Consider the following 24,503-nt stretch of genomic DNA (forward strand, 5'->3'; position numbering starts at 1 on the left):
CCCGACCGGTGGCCTCTAGCCGCCAGCTCCAAGAGCGCGGACGACGGCCGACGGGCTCGGCCGTCCGAGAACTCCCGCTAGCCAGACGCTGGTGGCGAGCAGAGCGTCGAGGTCGACGCCGGTCTCGATGCCGAGTCCGCGGAGCATCCAGACCAGGTCCTCGGTGGCGAGGTTCCCGGTCGCGCTCTTGGCGTAGGGGCAGCCGCCCAGGCCGCCGGCGCTGGCGTCGAAGGTCGTCACGCCGACCTGGAGGGCGGCGTGAGCATTGGCCAACGCCTGACCGTAGGTGTCGTGGAAGTGCATGGCGAGCCGGTCGGTGCCGACGCCGGCCTCGCCGAACGCCGCGACCAGGGCGCGGACATGGCCCGCCGTACCGACCCCGATGGTGTCGCCGATGCTGAGCTGCGAAGCGCCCAGGTCGAGCAGCCGCTTCCCGGTGGCCACCACCTGGCCGACGGGCACTTCGCCCTCCCACGGATCGCCGAAGCACATCGAGACATAGGCGCGGACGTCGATCCCGGCCGCAAGAGCGCGGGTCACCACAGGCTCGAACATCTCGAACTGACCGTCCAGGCTGCGATTGAGGTTGCGTTGGGCGAAGGTCTCGGTGGCGCTGCCGAAGATCGCGATGTGTCGGCAGCCCAGCTCGAGAGCACGGTCCAGGCCGCGTTCGTTGGGCACCAGCACCGGCAGCACGGTGTGGTCGATCCCCGTGCGGTCGAGCTCGCCGAGCAGCTCGGCGGCGTCGGCCAGCTGCGGCACCCAACGCGGATGCACGAAGCTGGTGGCCTCCACCACCGGCAGGCCCGCGGCAAGCAGGCGACCGATCAGCTCGGCCTTGACCGCGGTCGGCACCAGCTCGGCCTCGTTCTGCAGACCATCTCGGGGGCCCACCTCATAGATCGTCACCTCGGTCGGCAGCGCCGGGTCCGACACCACCTGAGGACTGCGCATCACTCGCCCTCCTCGGCCGAGTCGGCGGCGACGGAGAACAGGGCGTCGCCGAGCGTCACCCGCTCGCCCGCGACGGCGGCGACACTTTCGACGACGCCACCGAAGGGTGCGGTGAGACCGAGCTCCATCTTCATGGCCTCCATGATGCCGAGCACCTGACCTGTCTCGACATGGTCACCTGTCGCCACTTGGACGGCGAGCACTGTGCCAGGCATCGGGGCGAGCACGGTGCCGTCGCCCTGGTCGGTCCGGTGGTCGGCGAAGGCGTCCTCGTGCGCGAAAGTGCTGCGCTGACCCCGGCAGACCACTTCGACACCCCCACGGCGCTCCCAGATCCGGGCGGACAGGTGCTCGTCCCCCCAGCGCAGGTCGACCTCGGCGTGGTCCCGGTCCGCCGGATCGTAGGCGGACCAGCCGGCGTCATCGGCCAGTCGGACCGGCACCCCGTCGACGGTCGCCCCAGTGTCAGTCGCCCCAGTGTCAGTCGCCTCGGCGTCACCTGCGGCGTAAGTTGACGAGCGAGCTGCGGAGCGGGGGTCGCCCGTGACTTCGACCGATCGGTCGAGTTGGATGTGCATCGCTGCCGGTTGCGCGCCGAGCCGCCAGCCGTCGGCAGCGAAGGGGCCGCTGCCCGCGTCCCGCGCCTCGGCAGCCTCGACCGCCGCCGCGACCGCGCGTCCAGCGGCATGCTGGTCCGCCTCGAGCAGGTCCGCGCCATCGCCCCGGTCCAGCCACGCGGTGTCGATCGTGGCGTCGCGGAAGTCCTGGGAGGCGACCAGCGCGCGGACGAAGCCGGTGTTGGTGGTCAACCCGGCGATCACGGTGTCGTCGAGGGCGCGGAGCAGGCTGTGGCGGGCCTCCTCCCGATCCGCACCACTGGTGATCACCTTGGCCAGCATCGGGTCGAACTGCGCCGAGACTTCCTGCGCGGACTCCAGGGCGTGATCGACCCGGATCGCGTCGTCGTCGACGTGCTTGGCGTAGCGGCGACTCGGCTCGCTGGGCCACGCGACGTACGTCGCCGTGCCCGCTTGCGGCAGGAAGCCGGCGTACGGGTCCTCGGCATAGATCCGCGCCTCGATCGCATGGCCGCGCGGGTGGATCTCGTCTTGCCCCAGCGGCAGCGGCTCACCGGTCGCGACGCGCAGCTGCCACTCGACCAGGTTCAGTCCGGTGACCAGCTCGGTGACCGGGTGCTCGACTTGGAGGCGGGTGTTCATCTCCAGGAAGTACGCCGCTCCGCTGGCGGTGTCGAGCAGGAACTCCACCGTGCCCGCGTTGACGTAGCCGACCGCGCGGGCCAGCGCCACGGCGGCCTCGGTCACGATGCGCCGCTGGTCGTCGGTGATGGTCGGGGCGGGGGCCTCCTCGACCACCTTCTGGTGCCGCCTCTGCACCGAGCAGTCCCGCTCACCGAGATGGACGACGTTGCCGTGGGTGTCCCCGAAGACCTGCACCTCGATATGGCGGCCGCGCTCGACGTACTTCTCGATGAGCAGCCGGTCGTCACCGAAGGCGCTCGCGGCCTCTCGCCCGGCTGCGGCGAGCGCGGCCGGCAGTTCGGCGGTGGACCGGACGATGCGCATGCCCTTGCCGCCACCGCCGGCGACGGCCTTGACCATGACCGGGTAGTCGAGGTCATCAGGGTCGGCGGCGACGTCGTACGCCGGCACCACCGGGACACCCGCCCGCTCGGCCACGCGTCGGGCGGCCGCCTTGTCCCCCATCAGCTCGATGACGTCCGCGCTCGGGCCGACCAAGGTCAGCCCGGCCTCCGCGACGGCACGGGCGAAGGCTGCTCGCTCGGAGAGGAAGCCATAGCCGGGATGGACGAGCGTCGCTCCGGCGTCGACGGCCGCAGCGACGATGGCGTCGATGTCGAGGTAGCTCGGCACCAGCCTCGCCTCGTCGGCGGCTCGCACATGGGGGGCGTCCGGCTCCTCGGCGGTGTGGATGGCCACCGTCCGCCACCCGGGCCAGTCCTCGACGGCGGCACCGACCCGTCTGGCGATCTCACCGCGGTTGGCGATCACCAGGGTGTGGGGGGCTGGGTGGGGCTCGGTCGTCACCGCGTTCACATCCGGAGCACGCCGTACGACGGCGCTGGAATCGGTGTCCGGCCGGCGACCGCGAGCGCCATCCCCAACACGCGCCGGGTGTCGGCCGGGTCGATGATGCCGTCGTCCCAGAGCCGGGCGGTGGAGTAGTAGGGGGAGCCTTGGTGTTCGTACTGCTCCCGGATGGGTGCCTTGAACTCCTCCTCCGCCTCGGCGCTCCACTCCCGTCCGGCCGCCTCGAGGCCATCCCGGCGCACGGTCGCCAGGACCGACGCGGCCTGCTCACCGCCCATCACCGAGATCCGAGCGTTAGGCCACATCCAGAGGAACCGTGGGTCGTAGGCGCGGCCGCACATGCCGTAGTTGCCCGCCCCGAACGATCCGCCGATGACGACGGTGAGCTTCGGGACGACGCTGCACGCGACCGCGGTGACCAGCTTGGCGCCGTCGCGGGCGATGCCCCGGTTCTCGTACTCCCGGCCGACCATGAAGCCGGTGATGTTCTGCAGGAAGAGCAGCGGCACCCCGCGCTGGTTGCACAACTCGATGAAGTGAGCGCCCTTGAGGGACGACTCGCTGAACAGGATCCCGTTGTTGGCGACGATGCCGACGTCGTACCCGTGGATGCGCGCGAAGCCACAGACCAGGGTCTCGCCGTAGAGCTTCTTGAACTCGTGCAGCCTGCTCCCGTCCACGATCCTGCGGATGACCTCGCGGACGTCGTACGGCGTCCGGGTGTCCGTCGGCACCACCTCCGCCAACGTCCCCGGGTCGTCGTGGGGCTCCTCCGGTGCCGCGGAAAGTGTTGCGGTTTGGGCCCAAACGGCAGAGATTTCGGCCTCCGGGTTGCGGTTTGGGCCCAAACGGCAGCCTTCGGCGGGCAACGTGTCGACGATCGACCGGACGATGGCGAGGGCGTGAGCGTCGTCGCGGGCAAGGTGATCGACGACGCCGGAGGTGCGCGCGTGCACGTCTCCACCGCCGAGATCCTCGGCACTGACGACCTCACCGGTCGCGGCCTTCACCAGGGGTGGGCCGCCCAGGAAGATGGTGCCCTGGTTGCGCACGATCACGGTCTCGTCGGACATCGCGGGCACGTAGGCGCCGCCGGCCGTGCAGGAGCCCATCACCGCCGCGATCTGCGGAATGCCGCGGGCGGACAGGTTGGCCTGGTTGAAGAAGATCCGACCGAAGTGCTCGCGGTCGGGGAAGACCTCGTCTTGCAGGGGCAGGAACGCCCCGCCCGAGTCGACCAGATAGACGCAGGGCAGCAGGTTGTCGGCGGCGATCCGCTGGGCGCGGAGATGCTTCTTGACCGTGATCGGGTAGTAGGTGCCGCCCTTGACCGTCGCGTCGTTGGCCACCACCATGCACTCGCGCCCGTTGATCATCCCGATCCCGGTCACGACGCCGGCCGACGGGACGGCGTAGTCCTCGCCCTCCTCGCCGTACATCCCGAACGCCGCCAGCGGGCTCAGCTCGAGGAACGGGCTGCCGGGGTCGAGCAGCCGATCGACCCGATCGCGGACGAGCAGCTTGCCGCGCGCGACGTGGCGGTCGCGGGCGCGCTGCGAGCCGCCCTGACGAGCGACGGCCAGGCGCTCGCGAAGCTGGTCGACCAGGTCGCGCAGCTCGGCGCCCATCGAACCTCCTTAGAAGAGCGTGCTCGCCTCGTCGGATGAGGCGCCCCGAGTTAGGTTAACGATCGCTAACCACGGTACCTCGCCCCGTCCGATGTTGTCGATGCGAGGACCTCGGCGCAATGTCATCGGCGGCCACCACCGAAGCGGTGCGGGAGCGGCGATAGCGTGGCGGGGTGAGCCGCCGTGACCAGATCCTCGCGACGGCTGCAGAGTTGTTCGCGACCCGTGGATTCCACGGCGTCTCGGTGGCCGACCTCGGCGCCGCCTGCGGTATCTCAGGCCCCGCGCTCTACAAGCATTTCGCCGGCAAGGAGGCGATCCTCGCCGAGATGCTCGTCTCGATCAGCGAGGAGCTGCTGGCCGAGGGCAGCCGTCGAGTCGCCGACTCCGCCGGACCAACGGAGGCTCTCGACGCGTTGGTCGACTGGCACGTCGACTTCGCCCTGCACCACCGGGCGCTGATCGTCGTCCAGGACCGCGACTGGGAGTCGCTGCCCGACGACGCGCGCGAGCGGGTGCGCACGCTGCAGCGGGAGTACGTCGACCTGTGGGGCGCCCAGCTGCGTTTGCTCGACGGAACTCTCGGCCTCGACCAAGCCCGGGCAATGGCGCACGCGACCTTCGGGCTGATCAACTCCACCCCGCACAGCGGCCTGATCCCCGACGACCAGATGCGCCCACTGCTGCACCAGATGGCACTGGCCGCGCTGAGCTCCTGACGCGGCGGACCTACCGCGCGCATCCCGACCTGGCATCTCGCACAACCCGAGTGGCCCCTCGCGTCAGAACAGGTGGTCGATCGAGGCGGCGGGGTCGTCGAGGAGGGCGAGCACCCGCTCGGCACGGAGCATCGCCTCCAGGCCGGTCTCCACGTCGTCGGCGGTCTCGCCGGCCGGGCCGCCCCGTTCGTGGAGGCGGACGAGGAGCTCGTCGCGAGGCAGCCCACGCAGATGGGTCAGCACGAACGGGTCAGCCTCGAGCAGCCAGCTGACCTGCAGACCCACGGCGAGCGCATGGGGGCAGGGATCCATCCAGGCAGGGCAGGTGCAGGAGGCGGCGAGCTCACCGCCGTACGGCAACAGCTCCACCCCGCCCTCCTCGGCCTCCTCGACCAGCTGGTGCGACAGGTCGCCGGCCATCAAGGTGGCGATCCGACCCGACTCGGCAGCGACCAGCTCCACGAACAGGTCCAACCCGGTCCGGTCCAGCAGCGGGACGGTGACGCTGACCGCGCCCGACTCGGTGTCCTCGACGGCGGCGAAGAAGCGGCCCTCCTCCACGGTGATCGGGCCGACCCGACCACCTCGAGCCAGCGCTCGTCCGGCGCGCAGGTCCTCCTCGGCGTACGACGACTCCTCGACCGCGCGCACCCAGGCCTTGCCCCACCAGCTGCGGACCCGGGTCGCTGCCCGCCGGCGAGGCAGGCGTGGATGGGTGATCGCGGTCATCGGCCGACCCTCCGGCGCAGCGTGACCAGGTCGAGCAGCTCGTCGTTGCTCAGCTCGGTGAGCGCGGCCTCGCCCCGGGCCAGCACGGTGTCGGCGAGGGCGCGCTTGCGAGTGAGCAGCTCGGCGATCTTCTCCTCGACCGTGCCCTGGGTGATGAGCCGGTGCACCTGGACCGGCTTGGTCTGCCCGATCCGGTAGGCGCGGTCGGTGGCCTGCTCCTCCACGGCCGGGTTCCACCAGCGGTCGACGTGGATCACATGGTCGGCGCGGGTGAGGTTCAGGCCGGTGCCGCCCGCCTTGAGGCTGAGCAGGAAGACGGGGACCTCGCCGGCCTGGAATCGGGCCACCATCGCCTCGCGCTCGCGCACCGGCACCCCGCCGTGCAGGAACTCGTGCGCGATGCCATGGGCGGTGAGGTGGGTCTGCAGGAGGCGACCCATGGCGACGTACTGAGTGAAGACCAGGGCCGCACCGTCCTCGGCGACCACGGTGTCCAGCAGCTCATCGAGCGCGTCGAGCTTCTCCGAGCGGCCGGCAAGGCGGCCGCTCGCCTGCTTGAGGAAGTGGGCCGGATGGTTGCAGATCTGCTTGAGCCCGGTGAGCAGCTTGAGCACGAGGCCACGCCGGGCGTCAGGGTCGGCGCGCTCGATCCGCTCCATCACCTCCCGCACGAACGACTCGTAGAGCACCGTCTGCTCCCGAGTCAGCCCCAGCGGGTGGTCGGTCTCGGTCTTGGCGGGGAGCTCGGGGGCGATGCCGGGGTCGGACTTGCGGCGACGCAGCAGGAACGGCCCGATCAGGCCGGCGAACTGGCGTGCCTTGGTGGGCTCGAGGCCCGACTCGATCGGGCCGGCCCAGACCTTGCGGAAGGCGTTGCGGCTGCCGAGCAGCCCCGGCGTCGCCCAGTCGAGGATCGCCCAGAGCTCGGTCAGGTTGTTCTCCACCGGGGTGCCGGTGAGCGCCACCCGGCCGCGACTGCGAAGCGTGCGCAGCCCGCGCGCGGTCGCCGACGTCGGGTTCTTCACATGCTGAGCCTCGTCGGCAACAACCAGGTCCCACTCGATGGCGGCGAGCGTGTGACCGGGCGGTGACGTGGCGTCGTCCTGGCGTCGGGCGGTCGTGTCCGAGCGCATCGTGCCGTACGTCGTCAGCACGAAGCCGCCGCTCAGACCGGACAGGTCTCGGCTGGCACCGTGGAAGCGACGGACCGGCTCGCTCGGCGCGAAGCGCGCGATCTCGGCCTCCCAGTTGCCCATCAGCGAGGCGGGGCAGACCACCAGGGTCGGCCCGGCACTGGGATCGAGGTCGTGACGGTGCAGGTGCAGGGCGATCAGCGTGATGGTCTTGCCGAGACCCATGTCGTCGGCCAGGCAGGCGCCCAGACCGAGCCCGGTGAGCTCGGTCAGCCAGGTCAGGCCGTGCCGCTGGTAGTCGCGCAGCGTGCCGTGCAGTCGCGGCGACACCTCGACGGGCTCGCGGGTGGCGGCCTGCTGGAGTCGGTCGCGCATGGTCAGCAGACTGGCGCCGACCACCACTTCCTGATCGGCCTCGTCGACCTCGACGACGCCGGTCAGCGCCGCCGCGAGCGCCTGGACCGGCTTGACCGTGCGGACCAGCCGCTTCTTGGCCTTGCGCGCGACCGTCGGATCGACGACGGTCCAGTTGTCCCGGAGCTTGATGATCGGCACCGTGGCCTGGGCGAGCTGATCCATCTCCGCATCGGTCAGCGGGTCACCGTGCAAGGCGACCTGCCAGTGGAAGGCGAACACCGACTCGGCCGACAGCAGCCCGGTGTGCAGCGGTTCCTCGTGCAACGTGCCTGCGGCACCCGGTGCGGGACGGCGGTCCAGCACGGTCCGCGCGGTCAGGTCTCGACCCAGGGAGCGCGGCCAGAGCACGTCGACGCCCCGCTCACGCAAGGCGGCCACGCCGTCGTCGAGCAGGCTGACCAGCTCGTCGCTGTCCAAGGTGATCTCGTCGGGCACCCGCAGCTGCAGCAGCCGGTCCAGCACCGGCCAGGCCTCGGCGGCTCCACGCAGCGCGATGCTGGCGTGCGTGCGCGCCCGCGCGCCGAACCCGTGGCTGGCGCCGGCGCCGGTCTCGGCCCACAGCAGCGCGGCGTCGCAGAAGTGCAGGGGGTTGTTCTCGTCGTGGACCTGGAGGATCAGCCGCACGGCGCCGGCGACCAGCTGCCTCCTCGTCCGCCTCGACGCGGAGGGAGAGGGTGACCAGTTGGGGCAGGTCCTCGGCCGGCGTCGCACGGTGCCGATCCAGCCGTGCCTGCAACCGGGCGGCGAACTCGGCCTGCCGGCGCTCGGCCTGCGCTGCTCGATGGGTCGCACGCTCCTCCGGAGTGAGGCGTGCGGCCCGATCGCCCGTCTCCCGGCGAGGCCCGACCAGAGGCGCACTCCGAGGCATCGTGTCGACCACAGCGGTCAGCACCTGACGGACCAGATCGGTCGCCGCGGCCGCGTCGAGGTCGTCGTACGCCCGGGCCTGGCCGAGCATCCGCACCCGGTCCTCGTCAGCCTCGTCGAGCCCGGCCACCTGCCACTGTGGCGGCCGCTCGTCATGGGGAGCCGGCTCGAAGCGGCCGGACGCGACCAGCCGCATGCCGAGGAGCGCGGCACCCGACAGCAGGGCCACGCTCGGGTGCAGGTCGTCACGGACGTGGGCCCTGGTGAGCACCGGCAGCGCGGCCCGCATCGGCAGCGTCACCGTGCGCCGGTCGTCGCTGAACTCGACGTGCGAGTCACGCGGCGGCTCGGCCAGCTGAAGCCGAGCCGGACCGGTCAGGGGAACGAAGCCCAACGACTGCCTCCCTCCAACCATGCCGACTCCCACCGCACCAACCCGCAGATCGGGCCGTTCCACCGCGGGCACTCCCGACCGTAACGCCCGGGACCGACAAGTCGTTCCACGAAAGTTCCTGCCCCGTGTTCCTGCCCCGTGTTCCCGGACGGGCTCGGACGCTGCCTCGTCGGCTACCGTGGCCGCCGTGAGCATCCTCGACGAATCAATCGCCCGCCTCGACGGCGAGCCCGGCACCCTGCGCGACCTCACCGGCGGTCGACCCGCCCTCCTGGTCAACGTCGCGAGCAAGTGCGGGCTCACCCCGCAGTACGCCGCGCTCGAGCAACTGCAGCGCGACTACGCCGACCGCGGCTTCACCGTGGTCGGCCTGCCATGCAACCAGTTCATGGGCCAAGAGCCCGGCACGGCCGACGAGATCGCGGAGTTCTGCTCGGCGACCTACGGCGTCACCTTCCCGATGAGCGAGAAGATCGAGGTCAACGGCGACGGCCGGCACGCGATCTATCGCACGCTGGTGCAGACCCCCGATCAGACCGGCCGGGACGGCGACATCGCTTGGAACTTCGAGAAGTTCCTCATCGACGCCGACGGTGCCGTGATCGCCCGATTCGACCCGCGGACCGTCCCCGACGACCAGCAGGTCGTCGAGGCGATCGACCGTGTCCTCGGCTGAGCACCCGACCGACCGGTTGCGATCCCCGGGGTATGCCACCGACCTGGGCCTGTTGATCCGGCAAGGCGCGACCGTGGAGAGCCGACCGGACTACCTCGTCGTGCGGACCCCGGCCAACCCGGCCTACCACTGGGGCAACTGCCTGATCCTCGACCGGGCTCCGCAGCCGGGGTCGGTCGCCTCGTGGGTGGAGGCGTTCCGCCGCGAACACCCGACGGCGGAGCACGTCGCCCTCGGCATCGACGCCACCGAGGTGGCGATCGACCCGGCCGAGGCGGCCTCTGCAGGTGTCGCTCTCGAGCAGGACGTCGTGCTCGTCACCGACCAGCTGGACTCGGCTCCGGTGCCCGACGGGTTCTCGCTGCGCGAGCTCGATCCGGCCGACCCCGAACAGTGGGCCGCCCTGGTCAGCATGGAGCTGGAGGACCTCGACGAACCGGGTCGGACCGAGAGCCATGCCGACTTCTTGACCCGCCGGTTCGCCGGGCACCGCGCCCTGGCCGAGGCGGGCCACGGCGGCTGGTTCGCGGCGTACGCCCTCGACGGCAGACCCGTCGCCAGCCTCGGCATCTTCGCCACCGGCGCCGATCGGTGGCGCTATCAGCAGGTGATCACCCACCCCGACTTCCGTCGGCGTGGCATCGCCGGGGCGCTGCTGCGGTACGCCGGCGCGCGCGCCTGCGCCTCCGGCGCCCGGGAGCTGGTGATCGTCGCTGACCTGACCGGCCCGGCGATCGGGCTCTATCGCCGCGCGGGCTTCCGCGACGCCGTACCCCAATGGGCGCTCTACGCACCATCGGCGTGACCTCGTCCACGAGGAGAGCGCGGCACACCGACAATCCTCTATACCCGTCAGAAGCGTCTCGATAACGATTCGTCGTCGCTGCGTGTGCTTGCCTAGGCTTGCCCGGTGACTTCGCCGACAACCTCCCCCTCGACCGCCAGCACCAAGCTCGACGGCCAGGTGCTTGTCATCGCGGGAGTGGTCGTGCTCGGCGCGATCATGTCCATCCTCGACATCACCGTCGTCAGCATCGCGCTGGAGAACTTCCGCGAGGTCTTCGAGGCCACCCCGGCGGAGGTCGCCTGGACGATGACCGGCTACACCCTGGCGCTCGCCTCGGTGATCCCGCTGACCGGCTGGGCGGCCGACCGGTTCGGCACCAAACGCCTCTACCTGCTCGCGATCACGCTGTTCACGCTCGGCTCGGTGCTGTGCGCAATGGCCGACTCGATCCAGATGCTGGTCTTCTTCCGGGTCCTACAGGGACTCGGCGGTGGCATGCTGATGCCCCTCGGGATGACCATCCTGACCCGGGCCGCCGGCCCCGAGCGGGTCGGCCGCGTGATGGCCGTCCTCGGTGTGCCGATGCTGCTCGGCCCGATCTTCGGGCCCATCCTGGGCGGCTGGCTGATCGACATCGCCTCCTGGCACTGGATCTTCCTGATCAACCTGCCCATCGGTATCGCCGCCCTGATCTATGCCTCCCTGGCCCTGCCGAAGGACAACCCGCAGCCCTCGGAGACCTTCGACTGGATCGGCATGACGCTGCTCTCGCCCGGGCTGGCCCTCTTCCTCTACGGCGTCAGCTCGATCCCGAGCGCCGGCACGGTGATGGACAAGGAGGTGCTTATCCCGGCGATCATCGGCTTGGTCCTGATCGTCGCGTTCGTCGGCCGGGCGATCTACAACGAGGTCGAGCACCCACTGGTCGACCTGCACCTGCTCCAGAACAAGCAGATGGCGGTCGCGGTGATCGCCATGTCGCTGTTCGCGATCGCGTTCTTCGGGGCGAGCATCCTGTTCGCGCAGTACTTCATCGCCGTTCGCGGGGAGGACACCCTCAAGACCGGCTGGCTGCTGGCGCCGCAGGGCTTCGGCGCGATGGTCACGATGCCGATCGCCGGCGCGCTGGTCGACCGGATCGGCCCCGGCAAGATCGTGCTCGGCGGCATCGTGCTGATCACCGCCGGGATGGCGGTGTTCACGCAGGTTGGTGTCTCGACCTCCTACACCCTGCTGCTCGGCGCCCTCTTCGTGATGGGCCTGGGCATGGGCGCCACCATGATGCCGATCATGACCTCGGCACTGCAGACTCTGACCGACCACAACATCGCCCGCGGGTCGACGCTGATGAACATCGTCCAGCAGGTGGCTGCCTCGATCGGAACCGCGCTGTTCTCGGTGCTGTTGACCAACAGCTACAACGACAGCAAGGCGATCACCTTGATGACCGCCGTACGCGAGGTCGGCGACGACACCACGAAGATCGGCGCACTGCTGCAGCAGGCGGGGCTGATGCCCAGCGACCCGGCGGCCCTCCCGCAGGTCCTGCAGGAGTACGGCGCCCGCGCCGTCTCCGACATGGCCGACGCGTTCGGCTCAGCCTTCGTGGTGGCCACCATCCTGGTCGCCTGCGTGCTGATCCCGGCTGCGTTCTTGCCACGCAAGCGGATCCACGTCGACACCGACCCCGAGCACAGCGCCGCTGCGCACGCGCACCTGCACTGACGGTTCGGACTGGCTACCTGCCCTGACGGGCGGCGCGCAACCCACGGCGTACGCCGTCAGTGGGCGCCGGACTCCCACTGCCGACGCATGTTCTCCCGGGCCGCCTCGGCATTGCGAGACTGGGTCAAGACACCCAGGACGGCGAGCACTAGGTAGAGGAGATACCACCACCAGTCGTCTCGGACCAGGCCGACGAAGCCGCCGCTGGTGAACGTGTCGCTGTCGATGGCGCCGAAGAGGAGCATCAGGCCGCAGACCGCGACGGCCGCACCGCCGACTGCGCTGAGGACCGTCAGCAGCACCAGCGGAAGATTGCCTGCGATCGCGAACAGCGCGAAGACGACGGCCAGCGCCACGGCGGCCAAAACGATCAACCAGTTCCAGGTCACGCCGAGGGCCACCAGGATCGAGCTGCCGATCGCGAAGCCGATCCCGGCCATCGCGATCACCACGGCCACGGCGTAGTAGAGATAGGCGAACGCCGCGAAGATCAGCGCGAAGACGAAGCCGACGATCCAACCGAGCACGGTGCCCAGGAAATGGTCACCGGTGAACTGGGCGACCAGCCCCGCGCCGACACCGAACCCGGCAAACGCACCCCACAGGGTGATCACGAAACGCATCAACGAGCTGCCCGCGAAGCAGAAGATCAGGCCCACGACGATCGCGATGAGGCCCAGCACAATGTCGGTCACTGGGGCAAACTACCGCAGCGAGTCACGCCGGGCCGTCCCAGGGGCCCTCGGCGGTGGCCCTGACCCATCTGCCGCGGTGCTGTCGTGGGTGAGGGCCCGGAATACAGGGCACTTTGCCACTACAAGACCGCGGCAGACGCAAGAAGACCGCGGCAGATGTCGCCGCACCGCCATCAGCGACCCGACGCGGAGTCGCGGAATGCCTCGCCCGTCAGGACCGGCACGGCGAGGCTGCGGTCAGCCTCTGCGGCGAGCTCGACGTCGGCACCGAAGCCGGCGTCGATCAGCTCACGGCCGCTGGCCGACGCGCGCAGGTAGGCGGCGATGTCGTGTCGGATGGCGGCGTACGCCGCCGCAGCAGCCGCCGCTTCCGGGCTCACGGTGCCGAGAACCTCGGAGTCGGGACCGAGTGCACCAGTCAGCCGGGCGGCGAGCGCGGCGATGACTGCCCCGGCGCCCCAAAGGTCTTCTACGGCCGGACGCAACGAGCCGTCCGGCCAGCGCTCGCCGGCGGCGAGCAACGCCACCGTGCCGCCGGCCATCACCCGAGGGCCCAGCCAGGCGGCCACCGCTGTGGCGTTACGCAGGCTGGCGGCGACGACCGTGGCGCCACACCCGGCGAGCAGCGCACTGATCGTTGAGCCGTTTGGGGAGGGCAACACGAGGCGTTCGATCCCGGTGGCCGTGACCAGACTCGCCGGCGACAGGCTCACTCGCCCCTCGGTCAAGCCCTCGCGCCGCCCAACAGCGAGGACGGCGTCTCGCGCGGCGGCGTACGATCCGACGGACGAATCGCGCCATCGATAGGGCAGCACCTCCATCCCCCGCTCGACGGCCATCGTCACCGTCGTCGTGAACGACAGCACGTCGACGACGACCGCGACATCGGTCCCCGACCCGATCGCCTCCGCGCCGGTGGGGCCCCAGTCAAAGCGGATCCGGTGGGCCTGCTGGGTGTGGGCCGGGTTCACCAGATCCGGACTCGCAACTCCGGATCCAACCAGAGCCCGTCACCGGGCTGGGTGTCGAAGGCGTGGTGGAACTCGTCGAGGTTCCGCACGATGTTGGCGCGGAACTCCGGAGGGGAGTGCGGGTCGATGGTGAGGTACTGCAGGTCGAGCTCCTTGCGCCGCTTGGCGCGCCAGCAGTAGGACCAGTTCATGAACAGCCGCTGGCTCTCGTCGGCGGGGACCTCGCTCCCGCGCGCGATGGCGTAGGCCTGGTGGGCGATGGCCAGACCGCCCAGATCGCCGATGTTCTCGCCGACGGTGAGGGCTCCGTTGACGTGCTCGCCGGGGAGGTTGCGGGGCTCGAAGGCGTCGTACTGCTCGATCAGCGTCTTGGACTTGACCTCGAAGGCGGCCTTGTCGTCGGCGGTCCACCAGTCGTTGAGGTTGCCGGCGCCGTCGAACTGCGCACCCTGGTCGTCGAAACCGTGGCCGATCTCGTGGCCGATCACCGCGCCGATGCCGCCGTAGTTCTCCTCGGGGTCGCCATCGGGTGAGAAGAACGGCTTCTGCAGGATGCCCGCGGGGAAGCAGATCTCGTTGGTGCCCGGGTTGTAGTAGGCGTTGACGGTCTGCGGCAGCATGAACCACTCGTCGCGGTCCACCGGAGCACCGATCTTGGCGAGCTGCCGCGCGGTCTCGAATTGAGAGGCCGCACGCACGTTGGCGATCAGATCGTCGCCGACCTCGAGCGAGCCGTAGTCGCGGAACTTGTCGGGGTAGCCGATCTTGGGCCGGAAGGTCTCCAGCTTCTCGTAGGCACGCTGCTTGGTCTCCTCGCCCATCCAGTCCAGCTTCTCGATCGAAGAGCGGTAGGCACGCAGCAGGTTCTCCACCAGCTCGTCCATCATCGCCTTCGAGGACGGCGGGAAGTGCCGGGCGACGTACACCCTCCCGACCGCCTCACCGATCGCCCCCTCGACGAAGCTGACACCGCGCTTCCAGCGCGCCCGCAGCTCGGGAGTGCCGCTCAACGTGCGGCCGTAGAAGTCGAAGTTGGTCTCGACGAGGTCGTCGGTGAGGTACGGCGCCAGCGAGCGCAGCACCCGAGAGACCAGCCAGCCCTTCCAGTCCTCGATCGGGACCTGGGTGAGCACCTCGGAGAGATGCGCGAAGTACGACGGCTGCTTGACGACCGACTCGGCGATAGTGAGCTCGGTGCCACCGATGTTGGTGATGTAGGCGTCCCAGTCGAAGGACGGCGCCAGCTCCTTGAGCTCGCCGAGGGTGGTCAGGTTGTAGGTCTTCTGGACGTCGCGAGTCTCGGCGCGCTCCCAGTGCCCCTGGGCGAGCAGCGTGTCGATCTCCAGGATCCGGGCGGCCGTGGACTCCGCGTCGGGGCGGCCGGCCAGGGTCAGCAGCCGGGCGAGGTAGGCGACGTACTTCTCGCGCACCTCGGCGAACTTGTCGTCGGAGTAGTAGGACTCGTCCGGCAGCCCGAGGCCGCCTTGGACCAGGCTGACCAGATAGCGATCGGAGTCCTTGTCGTCGGTGTCGACGTAGGAGCCGAACAGGCCGATACCGCCGTTGCGCTCGAACTCGCCGAGGAACGCCGCCAGGTCCCGGACATCGCGCAGTCCCTCGATCGCGGCGAGGAACGGCTGCACCGGCTCAAGTCCCCGAGCGGCGATCGCGTCGGTGTCCATGAACGTCGAGTAGAGCCGGGCGATCTTGGTCTCCTCGCCGGTGAGCTCCTCGCCGGCGTCCTGCTTGGCGACCAGCTCCTCGACAATGTCGCGGACCTGCTCTTCCGCAACGTCAGCCAGGTTCACGAACGGGCCCCAGCTGGACCGGTCGGCCGGGATCTCCTCGGTGTCCAACCAGGTGCCGTTCACATGGCCGAACAGGTCGTCTTGCGGTCGGATCGAGAAGTCCATGCCCGGGCGGGCGTCATCCAGAATGCTCACCTGGGAACCCTAAGCCATCTGACCACCCGCTCCCACTCCATCGCTGCGTCGAACCGCAGCCATCGCCCTGGCGATTCCGAGAGAGCTCATCGGACGTGCACGACCAGCTTGCCGAGCGCCCGTCGCTCGTCGAGGTCGATCAGTGCTCGGGCGTAGTCGGCCAGGTCGTAGGTAGCGCCGATCGGCGGGCGGACCACTCCGGACTCGATCATCGGCAGCAGCCGGGCCCACTGCTCGGCGAAGTAGCCGGGGTGCGTCATCGCATGCGCTCCCCAGCCAGCACCTCGGACGTCGACGTTGTTGAGCAACAGTCGGTTGACCCGCACCTCCGGGATGCCTTGACCCGAGGCGAAGCCGACGACCATCAACCTGCCTTGTGAGGCCAGGGCCCGCAGCGAGTCGGTGAACACGTCTCCGCCCACGACGTCGACGACCACGTCGACGCCACGCCCACCGGTGAGGTCGAGGACGGCGTCCTTGAAACCGTCCAGCGAGACCACGTCGTCTGCTCCCGCCGCCTTTGCGAACAGGCCCTTGCCCTCGGTCGAGGTGACCGCGATGGTCCGTGCGCCCAGGGCCTTGGCGACCTGGATCGTGGCGGTTCCCACGCCCCCCGCCGCGCCATGCACGAGCACCGTCTCGCCCGGCCGGAGCCCGGCCCTCTCCTGGAGCACGAACTCCGCGGTCAGGTAGTTCATCGGCAGCGCCGCACCCTCGTCGAAGCTCATCGAGTCGGGCAGAGCGAACACCGACCCGAGAGGTACGGCGACGCGCGTGGCGGCCCCGCCGTACGGCATCACCGCGGCGACCCGCTGGCCGGCCCGGAACTCGCCCGCATCGGCGACGACCACACCCGCGAGGTCAGCGCCGAGCGTGAACGGCAGCTCGGGCTTCAACTGGTAGAGGCCCTTGCTCAGCAGCAGGTCGGGGAAGGCTACGCCGACGCTGTGCACGTCGATCAGCACCTGTCCCGGCCCGCCGACCGGTCCGTCGATCTCGCGGGTCTCGACCCCGTCGGGTCCCGTCGTGCGCATCACCTGGGCTGCCAGCATGCGGGGGATGCTACGCCGTCCGACGTCATCCTCTGCGGTCGTTCGGGCGACCACAGCGGATGACGTCCCGTCCTGGTGTTGGGGAGGGGCAACCAGGGCGCTCAGCTCGAAGTGCATCGGATCGGTGTAGTGCCAGCTGCGCCCCAGGTGAAGCCCCGGCTCCGGAAGATCTCGACGACGCGGGGATCCGTCGAGCCGGCAGTCCCACGCTGGTTCTCGGAGACGTTGAGGTCGACGGCGATGCCGAAGGAGTGCAGGCTCAGCCGGTGGTGCCGGCGATGAACCGCGGGTAGTAGCAGCCGGCGTGGTCATCGGGATGGATCTTGTCGGCCAACCCCTCGGCAACGATCTGCGCCAGCGCCCATCTCCCCGCCCGGCCAGAATGCCACCCCGCGAGACGTCGTACTCCCCGAAGGCCCAGCGCGGATCACGACCGACGGCGGACGTCATACGGCTCGGTCGCACCGGCAGGTCGCGCCGGCAGGTCGCCCCGGCGAGCGGAGAGGATAACCTCCCGCGCTCCGAAATCGACCGGCCCAAGCCATTGCGCCGGTCCAGACCGGAGCCCTACGCTGGCTCTACTGCTCAGCGCCAAGAGCACCCGCACACACCCCGACCGGACCCGAGACCGGCGGGGTGTGAGCATCTCTAGGGTCACAACGAACGCCCATACCTGTATGAGGTGCTCCTCTGCCGCGGTGTTCGTGCGTCTGCCGCGGTCCTATGGTGGCAAAGTGCCCTGTATACCGGGTCCCAAGCAACGACAGCACCGCGGCAGATGGGCCGGGCCCACCACAGCACCGCGGCAGACGGGCCGCGACCGGCGAGCCGGCGAGCCGGCGAGGGTCAGCGGCTCTTGAGGCGCTCGTTGATGGCGGGGACGACCTCGTGCATGTCGCCGATGACGGCGTAGGTGGCCTTGGTGACCATCGGTGCCTCGGCGTCGGTGTTGACAGCGACGATCACCCTCGAGCTCGAGCAGCCGGCCCAGTGCTGGATGGCGCCGCTGATGCCGCAGGGGATGTAGAGCTCGGGCGAGATCCGGGTCCCGGTCTGGCCGACCTGCTCGTGGTGCGGACGCCAGCCGAGGCTGGTGACCACTCGCGAGACGCCGAGGGAGCCGCCGAGCAGCTCCGCCAGCTCTAGGCAGGGGCCGAAGCCATCGGGGCCGCCAGCGCCGCGACCGGCGCCCACCACGACACGGGCCGACTTCAGGCCCGAGCCCTCGCCACCCTCGCGGGGGACGGTGCGCACGGCGCGGGTGGCCAGGTCGGCAGGAGACAGCGAGACGGCCAAAGCCTGCACCGTGGCGGCACCGGGAGCGTCGGCGGGCGACGCCTCGACGGCGTGGCCGGCGACGGTGAACACCGCGGGCCGCTCGTCGAGGACCATCTCCTCGATCACCTGGCCGCCGACCACCTGCCGCTCGACGACAAAGGGTGCCAGCCCCTGGAAGCCGATCACGTTGGCCGCCATCGCGACACCGGCGCGGGCGGCGACGTGCGCGAGCACCTCACAGCCTCGGTTGGTGCCGGCGGCCATGACAACAACAGCCGATGTCGCAGCCTGCGCGGCTTGGACCGCCGAGGCCCACGCACCGCCGGAGTAGGCCGAGAAGGCGTCGTCCTCGGCGAGGTACACGTCGCGCACGGCGTACGACGACAGCTGGGCGCGCGCCGGATCCGGCAGCTCACCCACGGCGACCACGTCGATCGGCACCCCGCCGCCGGCAGCGGACAGGCCACGGGCGAAGGTCAGGCTCTCCAGCGAGACCTCGGCGACCTGGCCGTCCTCGGTCTCGATCAGGACCAGGATCATCGGGTCACCCCCAGCGAGACGAACAGGTCGACGACGGCATCGGCAGCAGAAGGCCCCTCACCGAGGACCTGGACCTGGCTCGGCACGGGCGGCGGCACCTTGAGCTTGATCCGCTTGGCGCCGGCCGGCGCAGCGGACGGCTCGCGCTCCTCGATGGTGATCTTCTTGGCCTTCATCCGACCCGAGACGGTCGGATAGCGCGGCTCCACGCCGCCCTCCAGCATGGTCACGACGGCGGGCATCGGCAGCTCGTAGACCTCCTGGCCGGTCGGGCCGTCGCAGGTGGCCGTGATCGCCGACCCGTCGGCCTCGATGGTCCCGATGCCGGTCACCACCGGGCGATCCAGCAGATAGGACAGCCGGATGCCGACCTGGAAGTCGCCGCTGTCGGCGGCGTCGTTGCCGAGCAGGATCAGGTCGTGGGTGCGCCCCTCGGCCTCATGGGCGGCAACGACGGCGGCCAGCTCGCGGGCCACGTCTGCCGGCCCGAAGCCGGTGGACTCGGCGACCACATGGGTAGCAGCCGTGCAGCCCAGCGCCAGCGCGCCGCGCAGCTGCTCGGCGGCCTCGGCCGGACCGAGGGTGACCACCGTCGCTTCGCCACCCGTGGCGGTGGCGAGTTGGATGGCCTGCTCGACCGCGCAGTTCTCGTGGTCGGAGATGGTGAAGCCGACGTGTCGACCGTCGACGGACTGGGCGTCGTCGGTGAGCAGCACCTCGCCGGAGGAGTCCGGCACCCGCTTGATGCAGACGAGCACATTGACCATGTCTGACCCTCAGCCTCGGATGCGTGCGTTGTCGGGGTCGAACAGCGAGGTCGCGTCGATCGACTCGACGGTGACCGGGTAGAGCTCCTCCATGTAGGACACGGCGAGCTGGTTGCCGAGCACCGCGTGCTCGGGCGGCAGGTAGGCCAGCAGCACGTGCTTGCCGAGCGACGGCGCCGACCCGGCCGAAGTGACGTACGGGTGGTGTCCGTGGCCGTCGGTGAGCGTGCCGCCTTCACGGGTGAGGACCGGCTCGCCGCCGAGCATGTAGCGCTTCATGCCGCTGGCTGAGGTGTGGTCGTCCACGGTCATCGTGCACAGCACGGTCAACGGTGCCGCCTCACGCTGAGCGAGGTAGGCCTCCTTGCCGATGAAGTCCGCAGCCTTCACCTTGGGCCGCTGCATGCCGGCTTCGACGATGCTCCGCTCCGCGTCCAGTTCGGCGCCGAACGCGCGGTAGCCCTTCTCGATTCGGCCGGTGGTGCCGTAGACGCCGATGCCGACCGGGATCGCCCCGTGCTCGGCGCCGGCCTCGTGCAGCATCGACCACAGCCGAGCGCCCTGCTCGATGGGGACGTAGAGCTCCCAGCCGAGCTCGCCGACATAGGAGATCCGCGACGCCAGCACGAGCAGCGAGCCCATCTCGATCAGCCGGCAGGTGCCGAATCGGAACCCCTCGTCGGAGACGTCGTCATCGGTCAGCGAGGCGAGGACGTCGCGGGCCTTGGGGCCCCAGATGCCGATGGTGGTGTACGCCGACGTCAGGTCGGCCACCGTCGCCGTGCCGAGCTCGCGGGCGATGTTGGCGAACCACTTCTTGTCGACCATGCCGTGTGCGCCACCGGTGACGACGCGGAAGTGCTCGTGGCCGAGGCGCATCACGGTCAGGTCGGAGACGAAGCCGCCCTTGGGGTCCAGCACCGGGGTGTAGACCACTCGCCCGACCGGCACGTCGCACTGGGCGACGCACGCACGCTGAACGACGTCGAGCGCACCCGGCCCGGTCACGTCGAGGACGACGAAGGCGGAGAGGTCGACGATCCCGGCGGTCTCGCGCATGCGCAGGTGCTCGGCGTTGATGATGGGCGACCACCAGCGGGAGTCCCATTCGTGCTCACGCGGCATGACGCGGTCGCCGTACTCCTCGACCAGACCGGCGTTGGAGTCGTACCACATCGGCCGCTCCCAGCCGGCCGCCTCGAAGAAGACCGCGCCCTGCTCCTTCTCCTGGGCATACATCGGCGCCACCCGCTGCGGGCGGTCGGAGGCCCACTGCTCGCCCGGGTGGACGATGCCGTAGGTCTTGTTGAACGCCTCGGACGTGCGCGCCCGCACGTGCGCCCGCGTGCGCTGGTGGGGGTAGAACCGAGCGATGTCGGAGTGCGAGATGTCGATCTCGGAGTGGCCGATCACCATCTGCTCGGCGACCGCGCGGCCGACGCCCGGGCCCTCCTTGATCCACACCGCGGCGGCGGACCACAGGCCGCGCACCTCGGGGGTCTCGCCGAGGATCGGGAACCCGTCCGGAGTCAGCGAGAGGAGGCCGTTGATGGCATAGCGGATCTCTGCACCCTCGGCACCGAGGAGGTCGGGCATCAGCTCGAAGGCCTGCTCCAACTGGGGGTCGAAGTCCTCCTCGGTGAAGGGGAGCTCGGTCGGCGACAGCTTGGCCTGCTCGATGCTGGGGATGTCCTCGGGCGCCATCAGGATCGGCCGGTGCGCGTAGGAGCCGACCTCCATGTCGGCACCGTGCTGCCGCTCGTAGCAGAAGGTGTCCATGTCCCGCACGATCGGGAAGCTGATCTCGCCTTCCTTCTCGGCCAGCTGCGGGCAGGGGCCCACGGAGATCATCTGGTGCACCGCTGGGGTCAGCGGGATGCGCGCGCCGGCCATCTTGGCCAGCTTGGGGCTCCACACGCCGCACGCGATGACGACGTACTCCGCCTCGATGTCGCCCTTGGTGGTGCGCACCCGCTTGATCGCACCGTCCTCGATGTCGAGGCCCTCGACCTCGGCATTGGGTACGACGGTCAGCGCGCCGGCCTCCAGCGCCCGCTCACGCATGATCGTGCCCGCGCGCAGCGAGTCGACGACGCCCACAGTGGGGGTGTAGAAGCCGCCGATCACTACGTCCTTCTCCAAGAACGGCACCAGCTCGGCGATCTCGTCGGGCGTGATCAGGCTGGACTCGATGCCCCAGGCCTTGGACGAGGACATCCGACGCCGCAGCTCCTCCATCCGCTCCTCGGTGCGGGCCACCTCGATGCCACCGGACTGGGTGAAGACACCCATCTCCTGGTACTGCCGCACCGAGTCCATGGTGAGGTCGGTCATCTCGCGGGAGTGGTCGACGGGGAAGATGAAGTTGGACGCGTGTCCGGTCGACCCGCCCGGGTTGGGCAGGGCGCCCTTGTCGATCTGGACGATGTCGCGCCAGCCGAGGCGGGCGAGGTGCCAGACCAGGCTGTTGCCGACGATGCCGGCGCCGATCACGACGACTTTGGCCGAGCTGGGGACGTCTGCCATGGGGAGTCCTTCATCGAGACAGATGGGTTGCATGATGCGCAACTCTGTGCGCTATTTGAAACACGACAAGAATCGTCGGAGGAGCGGCGTACTGTCAAGAGCGCGTGATAGGAAGTGATACTTCGATCAGGTATAACAACGTATCAACGCTCTCTTTCTCCCCGAGGCGGCCGTGCAACCCAATCCCTACACCCCCGGCCAGGTCCCGCGTGTCCTGGTCGGCCGCAGCGTCGAGCTCGGCCGCATCCGCGACCGAGTCAGTCGGGTTGCCACCTTCGGCGAGCTGGGCGGACCCCTGCTGGTCTTCCATGCGCCCCGCGGGCTGGGCAAGACCTCCCTGCTGCGCACGGCCCAACGGGATGCGGCGGCGGTCGGCTTCGTCTCGGCCTGGGTGGCCTGCTCCCGAGAGCGGCCCTTCCTGCCCGAGCTGGTCCGGGCCGTCGAGCGAGCGCTGACCCGGGCCGAGGTGATTCCGCCCGGCGACGCCGGCCTGCGCTGGCGGGCCCGACTGGAGCGGATCAGCCTCGAGCTCGGCGTCCCCGGCGCCAAAGTGCGCGCCGACCTGGGCCGACGCGGCCAAACGGCGCACGACTCCGCCGCGGATCCAACGGCCGGGGCGGCGCCAATCGCGGCGTTGGAGGACCTGCTGCACGATGCGGCGGTCGCCATCCGAGATCGAGGTGGGGCCGGCCTGCTGGTCTTCCTCGACGAGCTGCACGCCGCCTCGGCCGACGACCTGGCCACCCTCCTCAACGGGCTGCAGAACCTCGACGGCGAGCGCGAGGAGAACCCTCTCGCCGTCGTCACCGCCGGTCTCCCGGTCACCCCGGAGGCCCTGACCCGGGCCGCCACCTTCGGTGAGCGCAGCTCCTTCGTGCCCCTCGACCTGCTCTCCGACGCCGACGCTCGCACCGCCCTGGCCGCCCCTGCCGAGTCCCTGGGCGTCGCCTGGACCGACGAGGCCCTGGACCGCGTGGTCGGCGAGGCGCATGGGCACCCCTACGTGCTGCAGCTGGTCGGCTCGGCCACCTGGGAGGCGGCCCGCCCCAGCGAGGGCGACGTCATCGACCTGGCCGCCGTGACCGCCGGGGTCCCCGCCGCGGAGGAGCAGCTGAGCGCGATGTATCGCGCCCGCTGGGGCGCCGCCACCGACGGCGAGCGGGCCTTCCTGACCGCGATGGCCGCCGCCGACACCGACAACGTCACCCGTGCCCAGATCGCCCACCGGCTCGGCGTCGACACCCGCTCGATCTCGGTCCCCCGCGAGCGCCTCATCGAGAAGGGCGTCATCGAGCCGGTCGGCCACGGCCTGGTCCGCTTCACCCTCCCCGGCTTCGGCAGCTACGTGCGCGGACGCACCTGAATGCTCCCATCTGCCGCAGCGATCGCGTTGGAGAGCCGCCTGATGCCCCCTCGTGACCGGCCCCTCGTGACCGGTCGAGAGCCCGGTCGAGAGCCCGGTCGAGAGCCCGGACAGCACCGAGGGACCCCGCGTGACGCGGGGCCCCTCGCTCACTCGGGTCGGTTCCAGCCCGGTTCGCGCAAGGTGGCGGGCTAGGGAACCACTAGCTGAGCCAGGCGTCGACCTTGTCCTGGTTGTCCGCGATCCACTTGGCCGCGGCGTCCTCGGGGGACATCTTGTCGGCGGTGATGTACTTCGACACCAGGTTCTGGTCGTCGTTGGTCCAGGTGAAGTTCTTGATCAACGTGGCGCCGCTGGAGTCGGAGTCCATGAAGTCGGTCCGACCGACCTTCTTCAACTCGGTCTCGGCGTAGTCGCAGGCGACCTTGGCCGGGTCGGAGTCACAGCCGTCCTTGTACGGCGGGAGCTTGACCCGCTCCATCGGCACCTCGGCATGCACCCACTGCGGCTCCCAGAAGTAGCCGATCAGCCACTCCTTGTTCTCCTGGGCCTTCTCGAATGCCTGGACGCTGGCGTTCTCGCCGCCGGCGAAGATGACCTTGAAGTTCAGCTTCAGGTTCTTCACGATGGCCTCGTCGTACTGCGTGAACGTCGGGTCCGAGCCGAGGAACTGGCCCTGACCGCCCGACTCCGAGGTCGCGAAGTCCTTGGCGTACTTGTTCAGGTTCTTCCAGTCCAGCACGTCCGGGTGCTCTTCGGCCAGCCAGCCGGGGACATACCAGCCGATGATGCCCACGTTGCCCGGAGAACCGAGGTCGGTGGCGTAGCCAGCGTCCTCGCCCTTCTTCAGCTCGGTCTGGTGCGACCACTCCTCGAGGATCACGTCACCCTGACCCGACTCGAGGGCGGAGTACGACGGGCCGCCCTCCTTGAGATCGAGGTAGTTGACGTTGCAGCCGAGCTTGTCGGCGGCAACGGCACCCACGACGTAGGCGTCGGCGGTGTAGCCGACCCAGGGGTTGACGATGATGTTGAGGTCGCCGCACTCACCGCCAGCCGCGGCGGCCTGCGACTCGTTCTTCTCGGTCTCCTCGTTGACGCTGCCACCACCGCAGGCCGTCAGTGCGAGCACCGCCCCCACTGCGACCGCGGCCAGGCCTGCGCCTCGCTTCTTCAGATGCCGCACTTGTCCATCTCCCTTGTTTCGTGTCGCTGGTGCGAACTGTTGTGCAAACTCGTGAACCCCGAGAGGCCGAGGCAGGCCAAG

Annotated in this window: 20 protein-coding genes; 6 read left to right on the plus strand and 14 right to left on the minus strand. The window is 69.9% G+C overall.

Annotated features, from left to right (window positions below; genetic code table 11):
• Positions 1-15: 15 nt before the first annotated feature.
• The 3 genes from QM714_RS12935 to QM714_RS12945 are packed head-to-tail and all read right to left on the minus strand — an operon-like array spanning position 16 to position 4,654.
• Positions 16-954, minus strand: a complete 939-nt coding sequence (locus QM714_RS12935; protein ID WP_415101208.1) for a hydroxymethylglutaryl-CoA lyase — start codon at positions 952-954, stop codon at positions 16-18.
• Complete coding sequence (locus QM714_RS12940; RefSeq protein WP_415101210.1) at positions 954-3,023, minus strand: biotin carboxylase N-terminal domain-containing protein; 2,070 nt, start codon at positions 3,021-3,023, stop codon at positions 954-956. The genes QM714_RS12935 and QM714_RS12940 overlap by 1 nt, the downstream gene beginning before the upstream one ends.
• A 5-nt stretch (positions 3,024-3,028) precedes the next feature.
• On the minus strand, positions 3,029-4,654 hold the full coding sequence (locus tag QM714_RS12945) for a carboxyl transferase domain-containing protein (RefSeq protein ID WP_415101212.1): 1,626 nt from the start codon (positions 4,652-4,654) through the stop codon (positions 3,029-3,031).
• Positions 4,655-4,827: 173 nt separating this feature from the next.
• Here QM714_RS12945 and QM714_RS12950 point away from each other — a divergent pair, with 173 nt between their 5' ends.
• Positions 4,828-5,373 (plus strand): TetR/AcrR family transcriptional regulator, encoded by a 546-nt coding sequence (locus QM714_RS12950; protein ID WP_415101214.1) that lies wholly within the window; start codon positions 4,828-4,830, stop codon positions 5,371-5,373.
• 63 nt (positions 5,374-5,436) lie between these two features.
• Here QM714_RS12950 and QM714_RS12955 read toward each other — a convergent pair whose 3' ends face one another.
• Both QM714_RS12955 and QM714_RS12960 read right to left on the minus strand, forming a co-directional pair.
• A complete protein-coding gene (locus QM714_RS12955; protein ID WP_415101216.1) occupies positions 5,437-6,102 on the minus strand; it encodes an SWIM zinc finger family protein in 666 nt (221 codons plus the stop codon).
• Positions 6,099-8,276, minus strand: coding sequence for a DEAD/DEAH box helicase (locus QM714_RS12960; protein WP_415101218.1), 2,178 nt, complete (start codon positions 8,274-8,276; stop codon positions 6,099-6,101). Before QM714_RS12960 ends, QM714_RS12955 begins: the two co-directional genes overlap by 4 nt.
• Before the next feature lie 58 nt (positions 8,277-8,334).
• On the opposite strand from QM714_RS12960, the gene QM714_RS12965 reads away from it, so the two are divergent.
• From QM714_RS12965 to QM714_RS12980, 4 genes are all read left to right on the plus strand, one after another.
• On the plus strand, positions 8,335-8,997 hold the full coding sequence (locus QM714_RS12965; RefSeq protein WP_415101220.1) for a hypothetical protein: 663 nt from the start codon (positions 8,335-8,337) through the stop codon (positions 8,995-8,997).
• A 103-nt stretch (positions 8,998-9,100) separates the two neighbouring features.
• Entirely contained in the window at positions 9,101-9,589 is a 489-nt protein-coding gene (locus QM714_RS12970; RefSeq protein ID WP_415101222.1) for a glutathione peroxidase, read from the plus strand.
• The gene (locus QM714_RS12975; protein ID WP_415101224.1) at positions 9,576-10,394 is read left to right on the plus strand and encodes a GNAT family N-acetyltransferase; all 819 of its coding nucleotides are present in this window, start codon (positions 9,576-9,578) and stop codon (positions 10,392-10,394) included. The genes QM714_RS12970 and QM714_RS12975 overlap by 14 nt, the downstream gene beginning before the upstream one ends.
• A 105-nt stretch (positions 10,395-10,499) precedes the next feature.
• Positions 10,500-12,101: a DHA2 family efflux MFS transporter permease subunit gene (locus QM714_RS12980; RefSeq protein WP_415101226.1), complete on the plus strand. Its 1,602-nt coding sequence runs from the start codon at positions 10,500-10,502 to the stop codon at positions 12,099-12,101.
• A gap of 56 nt (positions 12,102-12,157) precedes the next feature.
• Here the strand turns inward: QM714_RS12980 and QM714_RS12985 are convergent, their stop codons facing one another.
• The 8 genes from QM714_RS12985 to QM714_RS13020 all read right to left on the minus strand — a co-directional run bounded on the left by QM714_RS12985 (position 12,158) and on the right by QM714_RS13020 (position 21,873).
• On the minus strand, positions 12,158-12,796 hold the full coding sequence (locus tag QM714_RS12985; RefSeq protein WP_415101228.1) for a DUF4203 domain-containing protein: 639 nt from the start codon (positions 12,794-12,796) through the stop codon (positions 12,158-12,160).
• Between the two features lie 173 nt (positions 12,797-12,969).
• Positions 12,970-13,767, minus strand: coding sequence for a 2-phosphosulfolactate phosphatase (locus QM714_RS12990; RefSeq protein WP_415101230.1), 798 nt, complete (start codon positions 13,765-13,767; stop codon positions 12,970-12,972).
• Positions 13,764-15,710, minus strand: coding sequence for a M13 family metallopeptidase (locus QM714_RS12995; RefSeq protein WP_415101232.1), 1,947 nt, complete (start codon positions 15,708-15,710; stop codon positions 13,764-13,766). Before QM714_RS12995 ends, QM714_RS12990 begins: the two co-directional genes overlap by 4 nt.
• 86 nt (positions 15,711-15,796) lie before the next feature.
• Positions 15,797-16,762: an NADPH:quinone oxidoreductase family protein gene (locus QM714_RS13000; protein WP_415101234.1), complete on the minus strand. Its 966-nt coding sequence runs from the start codon at positions 16,760-16,762 to the stop codon at positions 15,797-15,799.
• 101 nt (positions 16,763-16,863) lie between these two features.
• Positions 16,864-17,061 carry a M15 family metallopeptidase gene (locus tag QM714_RS13005; protein ID WP_415103023.1) on the minus strand — a complete coding sequence of 66 codons (198 nt, stop codon included), beginning with the start codon at positions 17,059-17,061 and terminating at the stop codon, positions 16,864-16,866.
• Between the two features lie 547 nt (positions 17,062-17,608).
• Positions 17,609-18,580 (minus strand): electron transfer flavoprotein subunit alpha/FixB family protein, encoded by a 972-nt coding sequence (locus QM714_RS13010; RefSeq protein ID WP_415101236.1) that lies wholly within the window; start codon positions 18,578-18,580, stop codon positions 17,609-17,611.
• The gene (locus tag QM714_RS13015) at positions 18,577-19,347 is read right to left on the minus strand and encodes an electron transfer flavoprotein subunit beta/FixA family protein (RefSeq protein ID WP_415101238.1); all 771 of its coding nucleotides are present in this window, start codon (positions 19,345-19,347) and stop codon (positions 18,577-18,579) included. The genes QM714_RS13010 and QM714_RS13015 overlap by 4 nt, the downstream gene beginning before the upstream one ends.
• A gap of 9 nt (positions 19,348-19,356) precedes the next feature.
• Positions 19,357-21,873: a GcvT family protein gene (locus QM714_RS13020; RefSeq protein WP_415101240.1), complete on the minus strand. Its 2,517-nt coding sequence runs from the start codon at positions 21,871-21,873 to the stop codon at positions 19,357-19,359.
• 172 nt (positions 21,874-22,045) lie between these two features.
• On the opposite strand from QM714_RS13020, the gene QM714_RS13025 reads away from it, so the two are divergent.
• Positions 22,046-23,236, plus strand: a complete 1,191-nt coding sequence (locus QM714_RS13025) for an ATP-binding protein (RefSeq protein ID WP_415101242.1) — start codon at positions 22,046-22,048, stop codon at positions 23,234-23,236.
• A 202-nt stretch (positions 23,237-23,438) separates the two neighbouring features.
• Here QM714_RS13025 and QM714_RS13030 read toward each other — a convergent pair whose 3' ends face one another.
• Entirely contained in the window at positions 23,439-24,422 is a 984-nt protein-coding gene (locus QM714_RS13030) for an ABC transporter substrate-binding protein (RefSeq protein ID WP_415101244.1), read from the minus strand.
• Between the last annotated feature and the right edge of the window lie 81 nt (positions 24,423-24,503).

It is taken from the genome of Nocardioides sp., assembly GCF_047602075.1.
Taxonomy (GTDB): domain Bacteria; phylum Actinomycetota; class Actinomycetes; order Propionibacteriales; family Nocardioidaceae; genus Nocardioides.